This is a genomic window from Pseudomonas sp. ICMP 3272, assembly GCF_001466905.1.
In the GTDB taxonomy this organism is placed as follows: domain Bacteria; phylum Pseudomonadota; class Gammaproteobacteria; order Pseudomonadales; family Pseudomonadaceae; genus Aquipseudomonas; species Aquipseudomonas amygdali.
Window position 1 is genome coordinate 26228 of record NZ_LKEK01000075.1, and the last position, 14785, is coordinate 41012.

Here is a 14785-nt window from a genome sequence, read left to right on the forward strand (position 1 = left end):
GTAGGCCAGACGCTCGAGTGGGTAAGCCGGGTCCAGCGGCACATAGGCGCCACCGGCCTTGAGAATGCCCAGCAGGCCCGCGATCATTTGCAGGCTGCGCTGCGTGCAGATGGCAACACGGTCATCCACACTGATGCCCATGCCGATCAGGCGATGTGCAATTTTATTGGCCTGGGCGTTGAGTGTCGCGTAGCTCCAGGATGTATCCTCGAACGTCAAGGCAATCGCATCCGGCGTGCGCTGCACTTGTGCTTCAAACTGGCTGTGCAGGGTCAGCCCCTGCGGGTAAACCGCATCGGGTGCATTGAAACCGTCGGTCAACTGCCGACGCTCGCTACCCGACAAGAGTGGAATGTGGTTCACGACCGTCTGGCTGTCGGTGACCATGCCGCGCAATATCGCCTCCAGATAACCCAGATAGCGTTCGATGGTGCTGCGGTCAAACAGCGCTGTCGCATATTCCACGATGCAGCGGAAACCATCGGCGCTGTCGCCGACGCTCAGCGCCAGGTCGAATTTTGCGAAAGCGGCCTGCTCTTCCAGCGGTTCCAGGTGCATGTCGCCCAGTTGCAAATCCAGACCCTGGCTGCCGTCCCAGGTCAGTGATGCCTGGAACAAAGGGCTATGCGAAAGACTGCGAGGCGGTCGCAAGCGCTCCACCACCTGCTCGAAAGGCAGGTCCTGATGGTCCTGCGCTGCCACAACGCGGGCCTTGATGCGGGCCAGAAGCGTCACAGCATCCGGCTCGCCCGAGGTATCGACACGCACGGCCAGGGTATTGACGAACAGACCGATCAGGCCTTCGATTTCGGCATGGCGGCGGTTGGCAACCGGCATGCCGACGACGACTTCCTCCTGGCCGGACAAGCGCGTCAGCAATGCGGCCCAGGCCCCCATGAACAGCATGAACGGTGTCACCGACTGCTCATGGCAGAAGGTCCTGAGGTCGCTGCTCAGGCGCGGATCGAGATCCAGCGTGACACTGGCCCCGGTATAGTCCTGATGCGCAGGCCGTGGACGGTCAGTGGGCAAGGTCAACAGTACCGGCGCACCCGCCAGTGCCTGCTGCCAGTAATCGCCCTGATGGCTCAACCGTTCGGCGTCCAGCCAGTTACGTTGCCACACTGCGTAATCGCCATATTGCAGCGTCAGCGCAGGCAGCGGATCATCCTGACCTTGACTGAACGCCTGATAAAGCGCGGTAAGTTCACGGGTCAGAACACCCAGCGACCAGCCATCGGCAACGATGTGGTGTACGGTCAGCAGCAAAACGTGACGGTCTTCAGCCAGGCACAGCAAGCGACCACGAATCGGCAGGTCGCGGTGCAGATCGAAGGGCTGCGCTGCCTCTTCCTTTACTACCGCCTGTAAGGTCCCCGCGTCCTGGCCACGCAAATCCTGCCAGCCAATATCGGGCACTACAGTGACGGACGCCGCCTGCACCCAGGCCTTGTCGTCTTCCTGGCTGAATTGGCTGCGCAGGCTATCGTGGCGGGCGACAATGCGTTCCAGCGCATGCGTCAAGGCACGGCTGTCCAACGGGCCGCTCAGTTTCAGGCCCAATGAGATGTTGTAGGCGCTGTTGGCATCTTCCATTTGCGCCATGAACCAGATGCGCTGCTGAGCAGAAGACAGCGGAACAGGGCCGGTGCGTGGCTGCACGTCGATGGCAGGCAACTGGCTGCGCGCGGCAGCCGTCAGGCAGTGCGCCACCGCGATCAGCGAACTGTCGGCAAACAGGTCGCCAAGGGCAAGCTCAAGTGACAGACGCTGGCGCACCTGAGAAACCATACGCATGGCCAACAGCGAATGGCCACCCAGATCAAAGAACCGGTCATGACGCCCTACCCGCTCGACCTGCAGCAATTCGCTCCAGATGAGGGCCAGTGCGTTCTCCAGATCACCTTGCGGTGCCTGGTATTCCCCGGTCGACAGCGCATCGCGGTCGGGGACTGGCAATGCACGGCGGTCGACCTTGCCGTTGGCCGTCAGTGGCCAGCTTTCCAGTCGTACCAACGCGCCGGGCACCATATAACCCGGCAGGCGGGCCAGCAGCGCGGTACGCAATTGCTCTACTGTGGTGGTGGGAGCGTCTGCACGTTCAGTGAAGTAACCCACCAGCCGTGGTTGCCCCGGCTCATCTTCGCGAGCCAGGACCAGCGCTTCCTCGATGCCTGGCAATTGGCCTAGCTGGCTTTCTATTTCACCCAGTTCAATGCGCACGCCACGAATCTTCACCTGGTCGTCGTTACGGCCCAGGTACTCCAGCGTGCCATCTGCGTTCCAGCGCGCCAGGTCGCCGGTGCGGTACATGCGCGTCTGTGGTTGTCCGGAGAAAGGGTCGCGCAGAAAGCGCTCAGCAGTCAGTTGCGGCTGATTCAGGTAACCGCGAGCGACACTGTCGCCGCCAATGTACAGCTCGCCTGCCACACCCAGCGGGACCAGTTGCTGGCGGTTATCCAGCAAATAAACCGAGGTATTGGCGATCGGCTTGCCGATGTCCAGGCTGCCATTGGGGAACAGTCGGCCTGAGGTGGCGACCACCGTGGTCTCGGTCGGGCCATAGTTGTTGATCACTGCGAAGCCTGGATCACGATGGAACTGGCGCAGACGGTCGCCGCCGATCAGCAGCGTGCGCAGGGTCGGGTGACGCAGGTTGCGACTGAAGGCGTACTCGGCAACAGGCGTGGGTAGAAATGCGACCTGCAACGGTTGGGTCAACCACCAGTCAAGCAGCGCATCGAGCTGTTCATTGCCGATCTCGGCAGGCGGCAGGTGCAATGTCGCCCCGGCGCACAAGGCTGGCCAGACTTCCCAGGCCATGGCGTCAAAACCAAAACCCGCCACACTGGCGGTGTGACTGCCCGCGCGCAGATCGAAGGCGGCGCGGTGCCAGTCGACCAGATTATTCAGCGTCCGGTGCTCGACCATCACGCCCTTGGGCTGACCGGTCGAGCCCGAGGTGTAGATCACGTAGGCGAGATGAGTCGAATTGAGCCCGTCGATGTGCGGGTTGCCTGGCTGTTGCGGCCAGTTCGCCAAGTCAAGGTCGATCAGCGGTGCTTCCAGCCCCTGCAACCCTGAAACCCCGTTGAGGCGTTCCACAAATGCCTGTTGCGTCAATACCGCAACCGGTGCGCTGTCGGTCAGCAAATAAGCGATACGCTCATCCGGATGCGCCGGGTCAACCGGTACGTAGCCCGCCCCGGCCTTGAGCACGGCCAGCAAGCCGACCAGCGTCTCCAGACTGCGTCGTGCAACCACGGCAACGCGATCGTCGGGCTGTACGCCGATGCCGATCAAGTGCTGGGCGAGCGCATTGGCGTGCGCGTTCAGTTCGCTGTAACTGAGGCATTGCTCGCCCACTTGCGCGGCGATCGCGTCAGGCTGTTGCTCTGCCAGGTGTTCGATGCGCTGGTGAATCGTCAGCCGGCGTTCATAGTCGGTATGTCTGTCGTTGAAGCCGAGCAGAAGCTGCGCTCGCTCGCTGGCGGGCACGATATCAAGCTGATCGACGGGCATCTGCGGCGTCTGCTCCAGCGCATCGAGCACACTTTCCATGGTCCATTGCATGTAAGCGCAAATGCTTTGCGCACTGATACCTGCGGTGGTTTGTGCAGTAAAGCCAAACGCTTCGCCCAGATCATCGACGCTCAGTACCAGCGGGTAGTTGCTGCGCTCCTGAGCATGCAGCACCTCAATGCCCTGCCATGTTTCACCGGAAGCCTGCGCTGGTGAACTGTGGCGATAGTTGAGCAAGGCGTTGAACAACGGCGTCGGCGCTTGCACCCCGCTGCAGCGCTGAGCCAGTGCCAGTGGTGCGTGTTCATGGCGCATCAGTGCGGTCAGACGCTGGTGAGTTGCCCGTACTGCTGCTTGCACGCCTTGATCGTCCAGATCGAGACGCAGCGGCAAGGTGTTGATGAAGATGCCCAGCGCTCGCTCCGTGGCCTCGGCACCCAGCAGGCGCCCCATCAGTACAGTGCCGAAGACAACCCGTGATTGTCCGGCAAGGCCTGCCAGCACCCGTGCCCAGCCCAGGTGAAACAGGCTGGCGACGCTTACTCCCAGGGTCCGCGCCTGAGCGCGCAAACGCTGGCACAGCAGCAGATCAAGCGTGACACTGTGCTCTTCGAGCTCATCGCCGTCACCGCTCAAATCCTGCAGGCTGTAAGCCAGGGTCGGTTCGTCGAGGTCGCCGAGCATGTCGCGGAAGAACGCTTCATGCTGTTCTTCGCTGACGCCCAGCAACGCCTGCCCGACATAGTTGCGGAACGGTACAGGTACACCCAGCAGCCCGGCCTGCCCCAACAGGCACGCCTGTATTTCATGACGCACTACTTCCAGCGCACTGTGGTCCATGGCGATATGGTGGAACAGCAGCGTGGCCTGCACCCCCTGACCTTGCGCCGGCTCATGGCAGACCAGACGCATCAGCGGTGCCTGGCCCAGCACCATGGTCATGCCTTCGGCGCTCGGCGAGGTATCGACCTTGAGTTCAGCGTGACGCCAGACCACTTGCACCGGGGTTTCCAGACCGTTCCAGTGCACTGAGGTGCGCAGAATGTCATGCCGGTTGATGACGGTTTGCAGCGCCTGGGCGAATGCCTTCAGACGCGCCTGATCAGAAAAGGCGAATTGCACCTGCATCACATACGGGTCGCCCTGAGTGGCGGTAACGTGATGGTACAAAATGCCTTGCTGCAGCGGAGCCAGCGGGTAGATGTCCTGCACATTGGCGGCACCTCCCGGTATTGCGTCCAGCAGTTGGTCGATGGTTGCCTGATCAAGCTCCACCAGCGTCAGCATCTGCGCAGTGATTTGCTCGCAGCCCTGAGGGATGCCATTGGCGGGCAACGTCAGTGCGCCGCGTTTGCTGTTCTGGTAGTCGCCTTGTTCGATGAGTTCTATCAGCGCCGGCTTGTGCTCGCGCAGGTGCTCCAGCAGACCGTTTTCGGTCAATGCACGGCGGTTGCCCTGCACCACCAGTTGTCCATCCTTGACCGTCAGGTGAATAGCGTGAGCTTTGAGTGCCGCCAATAGTTCGTTGATGCTCACAGTATTATCTCCATGCTCTCTGTGATGGCTGCATAGCCTGCCAGCGTAGGTTGTTCGAACAGCGCCCGGACATCGGCCTCGATGCCCTCCTGGCGCAGGCGCGCAGTCAGGTTCACCGCCAGCAGCGAGTGCCCGCCCAGTTCGAAAAAGTTGTCGTGTCGTCCGACTTGCCCGACTCCGAGCAGCTCGCTCCAGAGTCTGGCGAGCAAGGCTTCGGTTTCGCCTTGCGGTGCTTCATAAGGGCGGGTCAGTAGCGCATCGCCGCCCGGCGCAGGCAAAGCCTTGCGGTCCAGCTTGCCGTTGGGGCTCAGCGGCATGGCGTCCAGGTGCACAAACAGTGCCGGCACCATGTAATCCGGCAGTTGCGCACGCAGCACCTCACGCAGTGTCTCGACCGGCAGCGGCGTGCCGGTGTAATAGGCAACCAGCCGCTGGCCGCCCGGCTGCTCGTCGCGAACCAGCGCGACGGCCTGTTCAATCCCCGGATGACGGGTCAGGCAGGCTTGAATATCGCCAGGCTCGATACGCAGCCCGTGGATTTTCACTTGATCGTCATTGCGGCCGAGGAACTCGAGGTTGCCATCCGCCCGCTGACGCACAAGATCGCCACTGCGGTACAGCCGGTCGCCCGCCACAAAGGGGCTGTCGATAAAGCGCTCGGCGTCAGCTTGCGGCAGGTTCAGGTAACCGCGGGTTACCCCGGCACCACCAATATGCAACTGACCGATAACACCCAAGGGCACAGGCTGGTCATAGGCATCCAGTACATACAATCGCGTGTTGCTGATCGGGCGACCGATAGGCAAAGCACTTTCCGGCACAGCCTGGTCGGGTTCCAGTGTCCAGACACTGCAATCCACCGTGGTTTCGGTCGGGCCATAAACGTTGTGCAGGCGTGCCTGCGGCAGTCGCTTGCGTAACTGCTCGGCCAGGGCGATGGTCAGCTCGCCACCGCCGCAGACGATGTCGGTCAGGCTGAGGCACTGGCTGCTTTGTGGCAGGTCGAGAAACTGCTGCAACAGCACCGGAACAAACTGCACCACGCTGACCTGACGCTCCTGAATCAACTGCGCCAGATACGCAGGATCGCGCTGGCCGTCAGGGCGGGCCAGCACCAGCGGGATACCGCTGCTCAACGGCCAGAAAATCTCCCAGACCGAGGCGTCAAAGCTGATCGGCGTCTTTTGCAACAATGCGCTGGCCGCTGTGGGTGGGCACAGTCGCGAACTCCACTGCACCAGATTGCTGACGTTACGATGCTCGACCATCACCCCTTTGGGCGTGCCGGTGGAGCCCGAGGTGTAAATCACATACGCCAGATGATCCGGCATCAGGCCGGGGACACGCGGGTTATCAGCGCGCTGCATGTCCCAGGTCGAGCTGTCCAGGTCGACCCGCAGGGTATGTTCATCGTCGAGCAGATTGCGCGTGCCTGCATGCACCAGCAAAGCCACCGGTGCACTGTCCTTGACCATGTATTGCAGGCGCTCGCGCGGGTAGCCCGGGTCAAGCGGCACGTACGCGCCACCGGCCTTGAGAATGGCCAACAGGCCAACGACCATCGACAGGCCGCGCTCGACACAGATCGCTACGCGATCATCGGGCCGCACACCCAGATCGATCAGGTGATGGGCCAGACAGTTGGCCTGTTCGTTGAGCTGTCGATAGCTCAGTTGCGAACGCCCGGCGCGCAGGGCAACAGCCTGCGGCGTGCGCACTGCCTGCGCCTCGAACAACCCTTGCAGGGTTTGTTGAAGATCGTGATGAACCGTCGTAGCGTTGAAGTCGACCAGCGAGCGCTGGCGCTCGTCGGCGTTCAGCACAGAAAGATGCTGCACAGGCAGATCCGGCTGGCATTCAAGCGCATCAACGATGCCTGTCAACGTCTGTTGCACATAACCACAGATACGTTGCGCACCCACTTGAGGTGGCACGGTGACACTCAGGCGCAGGCTATCGCCCAGGTCATCGACGTTGAGGCTCAACGGATAGTTGGTGTGCTTCTCGCTGGCCAGAATCTCCAGACCGCGCCACGCGTCGAGTTGCGCATCCTGACGGGCCTGGCCTGCGGCGTGTCTGTAGTTGAGAATCGCACTGAACAACGGCAAGGGCGCGGCCACCCCGCTCCAGCGTTGGGCCTGAGCCAGAGACGCATGTTCATGACCCAGCAGCGCCGCAAGCCGGGCGTGAGTAGCGCGTGCACTTTCACGTATACCGACGTTACCCAGATCAATTCGCAGCGGCAGTGTATTGATGAACATGCCCATGCCGCGGTCGGCACCCGCACCGCCCTGCAAACGACCCAGCAGGACAGTGCCGAATACCACCCGGTCAGTGCCGGTGGCCGCAGACAGAACGCGCGCCCATGCCAGGTGAAGCAGGCTGGCGACACTGACCCCAAGTTGCCGAGCCTGGCCGCGCAGGCTTTGCAGCAGCGCGTCAGGCAGCACCTGCTGCGCTTGTTCGATGGAGCGGCCGTCACCCTGCACGTCGCGCAGATCGAATGGCAGCGTCGGCGCGTCGATATCGCCCAGTTGCTCGCGGAAGTAAGCTTCGTGCTCCGCTTCGCTGACACCCAGACGCGCCTGCGCCACATAGTTGCGATAAGGCACGGCGGGCTGCATTGGACCGGGTTCGCCGCGCAGATGGGCGAGCATTTCCTCACGCATGACCTCAAGCGCAGTGGCGTCCACCACGATGTGATGGAACATCAGCGTTGCTGAAAGGCCAGAGCCCGTCTCGTCCGGGCAATAAGCCAGGCGAATCAGCGGCGCGCAGCTCAGGTTCAAGCGTGCCGAGCCTGCGGGCGCATCGATTTGCGCTAACGATACACGCTCGACAAGCAGATCAGCCTGACGCCAGACGACCTGTTGCGGCGTGTCGAGTCCTTCCCAGACGATTGCCGTGCGCAGGCTGTCATGTCGGGCAATGACCTTGCGCAGCGCGTCGGCCACCGCCGCCAGGCGCTCCGGGCTGTCGACGTTGATGCGCAATTGCAGCAAGTACGGGTCGCCCTGCTCGGCGGTCAGGTGGTGATAAAGAATGCCTTCCTGCAACGGTGCCAGCGGGTAGATCTCCTGCACGTTGGCCGCGCCGCCAGGCACCGTGGCGACTATACGCTCGATGGTCGTCTGATCGAGCTGTGTCAGGCTGAGCAGATCCGGCGTGATGTGTGTGCAACCGGCTGGAACGCGGTTGGCAGGCGCAGAAATTTCACGGCCTTTGCCTACCGATGCGGCCAGAGCGGCAACGGTCGGCTGGCCGAGCAACACCCGTACATCGACGCTGAGGCCCGCATTGCGCAGGCGCTCGACCAGGCTGACCGCCAACAGCGAATGACCGCCCAGTTCAAAGAAGTTGTCGTGCCGTCCGACTTTCTCCAGACCCAGCACCTGCGCCCAGAGACCGGCCATGATGGTCTCTGTTTCGCCTTGCGGTGCCTCGTAGGCCTGCCCGCTCAGTTCTTCCAGTTCAGGGTCCGGCAAGGCACGGCGATCCAGCTTGCCATGACTGGTCAAGGGCAGCGTGTCCAGGCGTGTAAAGGCCAGCGGCACCATGTGCGCGGGAAGGCGCGCGCGCAGCGCTTCACGCAGGACATCGGGGGTGACGGGTGAGTTTTCGGTAAACCAGGCCAGCAAACGTTCGCCGCGCACCAGCACCACGGCATCCTGGACCTGCGCCTGACTGGCCAGGGTCGCCTCGATTTCGCCGAGTTCGATACGCATGCCGCGAATTTTCACCTGATCATCGTTGCGCCCCAGGTAATCCAGACTGCCATCGGCGTTCCAGCGCACCAGGTCGCCGCTGCGATACATACGTGCCTGCGCCTTGTCGCTGAACGGGTCGGCAATAAAACGCTCTTCGGTCATCTGCGGCCGGTTCAGATAGCCCCGTGCAACACCTGCGCCGCCGATGTACAGCTCACCGATGACACCCACCGGTACGGGCTGTAACTGCCCGTCCAGTACGTAAACACGGGTATTGGCAATCGGACCGCCGATGTGCAGCGCGCCACCCGGTTCTACCACGCCCGAGGTGGCCACCACGGTGGTTTCGGTCGGGCCATAGTTGTTGACCACGGCGAACCCCGGGTCGCTGTCAAACTGACGCAAACGGTCGCCGCCGATCAGCAGCGTGCGCAGCGTCGGGTGCTGACGAGGGCGTCTGAATGCCTGTTCAGCCACCGGAGTCGGCAGGAAACTGACCTGAAGTGGCTGTTCCAGCCACCAGTCGAGCAACTCATCCACGTGTTCGTTGCCGACCTGTGCCGGCGGCAGATGCAGCACGGCACCGGCACACAATGCGGGCCACACTTCCCAGGCCATCGCGTCAAACCCGAAACCTGCCACGCTCGCCGTATGACTGCCAGCCTGCAGGTCAAACGCCTGGCAATGCCAGTGCACCAGGTTGACCAGCGTGCAATGTTCAACCATGACGCCTTTGGGCTGGCCGGTTGAACCGGAGGTGTAGATGACGTAAGCCAGATTATGCTCATCAAAGCCCGCTACCGACGGGTTGCTGGCGCACGCCTCAAGCCAGTTGATCTGCTCGATGTTCAACTGCGTTGTATTGCCCGCCAGATCGCGCGTCGAGTCTTCGGTCAGGACCACGCGAGGTGCGCTGTCCTCCAGCAGGTAAGCAATTCGCTCCGCCGGGTAGACCGGATCTACCGGCACGTAGGCAGCTCCGGCCTTGAGCACCGCCAGCATGGCGACCAGCCGCTGCGGGCCACGGTGCAGGCACAACGCGACCCGTTCATCTGCTGTGACACCCAGGCCGATAAGATGGTGAGCCAGGCGATTGGCTCGCTCGTTCAGCTGTGCGTAAGTCAGGACGTTGCCGCCCTGAATCACCGCAGGACTGTCGGGGCGGCTGGCTGCCTGCGCTTCGATCAGCTCATTCACCGTGCAATGCTGCGCAAAGCCCTGTTCGCTATCGTTGAAATCGAGCAGCAAATGGCTGTGCTCTTCGGCGTCGAGAATCGAAACGTTTTCCAGCTTCAGTGGCCGCGCCTCTTCCAGCGTCTCCAGCAAATGCGCCAGCGTATTGAGCACCCAGCCAGCGATGCGCTCGGCGCCCATGCCTTGCAGCGCCAAGACATGCAGGTCGAAGCCTTCGCCCAGATCGTCCACGCTGAGCGTCAGCGGGTAGTTGCTGCGCACATCGCCGCCGAGCACCCGCACGCCTTGCCAGAGACCTTCACCGTCCTGTGGCTTTACGTCAGCACTGTGGCGGTAATTGAGCAGTGCGCTGAACAGCGGCGAACCTGATGCAACGGCACTGCAGCCTTGAGCGAGCACCAGCGAAGCCTGTTCATGAGCGATCAGTGCAGACAGCTTCGAATGGACGGCTTTGACGGCCGCCCGAGTGGTCAGCGCCGTATCGACCCGCAGCGGCAGGGTATTGATGAATACGCCAAGCGCCTGATCAGCCCCCTCGCCACTCATGCGCCCCAACAATACGGTGCCGAACACCACGTCCCGACGATTGGCCAGCACCCCGAGGACCCGCGCCCAGGCAAGATGCATCAGGCTTGCAGCGCTCACACCGAGTTGCCGCGCCTGTTCGCGCAGTCGCAGGGCAAGGGCGTGATCAAGTGACCGTCGATCCTCCTCGATGCCACTGCCGTCGGCACGCACGTCCTGTATGCCAAACGGCAAGGTCGGTTCTTCGACATCACCAAGCATTTCACTGAAAAACGCGCTGTGACTGGCCTCATCGCTGGCCAGCCGCACTTGCGCTACATAATTGCGATAAGGCACCGGCACCCTGAGGTCAGAACGCTGGCCGAACAGCAACGTCTGCATCTCGCGGCTGACAATTTCCATCGCGGTGTTATCAAGAACCAGATGATGGAACAGCAAAATGGCGACTGTTTCTCCGCTTGCCGGCTCATGGGCATGCACCAGACGCATCAACGGTGCCTGTGACAGGTCCAGTCGATGGTGGCGGGCGTCAAAGCGCCTTTGCAGGCGGTCGATGACCGCCATTTCTGTTTCTTCGGCATCGAACTCGATAGCCTGCACGGTCAGTTCGGCGTTGCGCCAGACCACTTGTTGCGGACTTTCCAGCCCTTCCCAGGCCACCGAGGTGCGCAGAATGTCGTGCCGGTCGATAACGTGCTGCAACGCATCGGCCCACGCGCACAGACGCTGCGGCGTGTCGAATGCCAGACGCCATTGCAACAGGTACGGATCGCCCTGCTCGGCGGTCAGATGGTGATAAAGAATGCCTTCCTGCAACGGTGCCAGCGGGTAGATTTCCTGCACGTTGGCCGCGCCGCCCGGTACGCTGGCGACAATCCGATCAATGGCCGATTGTTCAAGCGAAACCAGGCTCAACATCTGCGGTGTGATCCGGGTGCACCCTGGCGGGATAAGGTTTGCAGGTGCCTTGAATGCCTGAGCATCGTTTTGCCAAGCGGCCAGAGCAGCCAGTGTCGGCTGGCTGAGCAGCGCATGCACATCTGCCGTCAGCCCCGCCTTGCGCAGTTGCTCGACCAGGTTCACGGCCAGCAATGAATGACCGCCCAATTCGAAGAAGTTATCGTGTCGCCCTACCCGCTCCACACCCAGCACTTGCGCCCAGATGGCCGCCATGGCGATTTCCACCTCGCTCTGAGGGGCCTCGTAAGCTTGACCCAGCAGGTACGCCGGGTCCGGGTCAGGCAGTGCGCGACGGTCAAGCTTGCCGTTGGCCGTCAACGGCAGTGCGGCCAGACGCGTGAACGCGCGCGGCACCATGTAACCCGGCAGTCGTGCTCGCATTGCAGGGGTCAGTGCGTCGGTGTCGACCGCAGACGTTTCAGTGAACCAGGCCAGCAGGTGCAAGTCGCGAATCAGTACCACCGCATCCTTGACACCCTCCAGGCTGGCAAGCATCGCCTCGATTTCTCCCAGCTCGATGCGCATGCCACGAATCTTCACCTGATCATCGTTGCGCCCCAGGTAATCCAGGGTCCCGTCGGCGTTCCAGCGCACCAGATCACCACTGCGGTACATACGCGCTTGTTCGACATTGCTGAACGGGTCGGCGACAAACCGCTCTTCGGTCAATTGCGGCTGGTTCAGGTAACCGCGCGCAACGCCTGCACCACCGATGTAAAGCTCACCGGGAACGCCCACGGGCATCGGTTGCAACTGCTCATCGAGCACGTAAACCTGCGTGTTGGCGATGGGGCCGCCGATGTGCAGCGAGCCATTGGCCAGTACCTGGCCCGAGGTGGCGACTACCGTTGTTTCGGTCGGACCATAATTGTTGACCACGGCATAACGGCGGTTATGAACGAATTGACGAAGGCGGTCGCCGCCGATCAGCAGAGTGCGCAGGGTCGGGTGTTCTTCGTCCTGACTGAAGGCGTACTCAGCCACTGGGGTCGGAAGGAAGCTGACGTCCAGTGGCTGGGCACGCCACCAGTTCAACATCGCTTCAATGTCCTCCCCGCCGTCCTGAACCGGGGCCAGATGCAGGGTTGCGCCCGCGCACAGGGTCGGCCAGACCTCCCAGGCCATCGCATCGAAGCCGAAGCCGGCGAGGCTGGACGTATGACTGCCCGCCTTCACGTCGAACGCATCGCAATGCCAGTCAACCAGATTGGCCAGCGTACGATGCTCCACCATCACGCCTTTCGGCTGGCCGGTGGAGCCCGATGTGTAGATCACGTAAACCAGATTGTCACTGCTCAGCCCCGCCACCTGCGGATTGTTGTCGGGCCCCTGACTGTCTGCGCAGTGGTCCAGCTCGATCAGCGGCATTGCCAGCGGTGGCAGACGGTCGATCAGCGTTGATAGCGTCAACACCACCACCGGCGCACTGTCGCTGAGCAGGTAATGCAAACGTTCGCGTGGGTGTGACGGGTCGATGGGCACATAGGCAGCGCCCGCCTTGAGGACCGCCAACAGCCCGACCAGGGTTTCCAGGCTACGGCGGGAAACGATGGCAACGCGGTCGTCAGGTCGGACGCCCTGGTAGATGAGGCGCTGAGCCAGCGCATTGGCCTGCCGGTTGAGTTGCGCGTAGGTCAGGTGTTGCCCCTGATAAACCGCTGCCACCGCATATGGGCGGGTCCGTGCCTGTTGCTCGATGCGTCGATGAATCAATTGCTCTTCGGCAGCATTTTTTTCAGTCTGATTCCAGGCCTGTATCTGCAATTGCTCAGCTGGCGCTGAAATGTGGAAGTCTTGAAGCTTGAGCGTCGGGTTTTCAAGGCCCTGCTCCAGTATGTGCAGCAGACGCCCGGCGATGGCCTGGGCCTCGGTATCTTCGATCCAGGCGCGATGGTGGACCAGATGCAGCGCTGCATCGTCGTTGTAGCTGTTGGTGCGCAAGTGGATGGCCAGCGGCGTCGCCTCATAGCCATTGGAGACTTTTACCGTGTGTGCCTCAGCCTCGCCGTAGCAGTAACCGTGGTCTTCCAGCTCGTAGGACACCGAGACTTCGAACAACTGCGCGCGCTCCTCGCGGGATAACTCCAGGCTGCGATTGAGCTCGCTCAGGGGGAAACGTTGATGACGGAAGTCGCGTTTCAGCGCGTCACGTACCTCGACCACCAGAGCACCGAAGTCCAGCCCGTCGGCGAAGGCCATGCGCACCGCACTGACCTGGGCGAAGTGACCAAGGGTGGCCTTGAAGCGCGCGCCGTTGCGGTTGAGTAACGGCAAGCCCACAATCCATTCTTCGCGTTGCGCCGTACGCGTGAAATAGACATGCAGAACCGCCAGCAACACATGAAACGCCGAAGCATTGTGGCGCTCGGCAAATTGCTTCATACGCGCATGCAATGCCTGGGGAAGTGCCTGCACCCAGGCATGGGACGGCGCCGGGTCTGTCGCTCGGCGGTTGTGATAGCGCGATACCAGCAACGGTTCCGGCAGGTTACGGTATTTTTCCAGCCAATAGGCCTTGTCCAGCGAATAGCGCTTCGACGCATGGTACTGCGCATCGTCAGCAATGAAGGCGCGGTAGCCTGGCGCACTGAGCTCAAGGCGCTCACCTGCCATCAATGCGCTGTAAAGCTCGCCAAGGGACTTGAACAACTGGCCGAAGCCCCAACCATCAAGAATAAGATGGTGGGCCTGGCCCACCAGCCAGTGCTGATCCTGGGCAAGACGGATCAGGCGGAAATCGATCAACGGGCTGCCATCCAGTGCGTATGGAAGCCGCATGTGGTCATTGACCAGCGCTCGCGCTGCACGGGTCGGCTCGGGGTGATCACTGAAGTCGTGTAACGGTAGGGTCAGCGGCATGACAGCAGCGTATGACTGAAGCGGCAAGCCATCCGCCCCTGCTCCCGGCATCAGCACTGTGCGCAGGCTTTCGTGAGCGGCAACCAGTTGTTCCAGCGCTCGATGCAGATTCGCCGGGTCAACCGGCCCGGTCAGTTGCAGGTAGCCGCCGATGTTGTAAAGCGGAGAATCGCCACGGCTGATCTGGTCAAGCCAGATATCACGCTGAGCAGCGGTCAGAGGGAAAGTTTCAGCGGCTGAGGCAAACATGGCTCAAGGTCCTTCTTGACAGGTAGGCCGCGGATTAAGCACTGCCGACCTGCCTATGTATGGCCCCTTAAACCCGGACAGACCCCGGAGACTGGCTTATAGCCACTCTTCATCGCTTATACATGTTTGGCAGGTTGAAAATCTGTCCCCGTTTTCCGTTACAGACGCACGACAAAAGCTTTGGCTGAATACCAAAGACCCAGTCCAGTCATCAGGCTTGTCAGTTATTGCAA

At 61.7% G+C, this 14785-nt stretch carries 2 protein-coding genes (1 of these 2 only partly in view); both read right to left on the reverse strand.

The window, feature by feature from the left end; genetic code table 11:
• On the reverse strand, nucleotides 1-5058 hold the beginning of the coding sequence (locus AO068_RS20815) for a non-ribosomal peptide synthetase (RefSeq protein ID WP_058409318.1). The gene continues 12729 nt to the left of window position 1, outside the view; only the first 5058 of its 17787 coding nucleotides appear in the window; it begins with the start codon at nucleotides 5056-5058; the stop codon falls past the left edge of the window.
• Entirely contained in the window at nucleotides 5055-14552 is a 9498-nt protein-coding gene (locus AO068_RS20820; protein ID WP_058409319.1) for a non-ribosomal peptide synthetase, read from the reverse strand. Before AO068_RS20820 ends, AO068_RS20815 begins: the two co-directional genes overlap by 4 nt.
• Nucleotides 14553-14785 lie beyond the last annotated feature (233 nt).

Bases quoted from the DNA above. Each gene is read 5' to 3' on its own strand.
- AO068_RS20820 (WP_058409319.1), bottom strand. From the start codon at position 14,552: ATGTTTGCCTCAGCCGCTGAAACTTTCCCTCTGACCGCTGCTCAGCGT.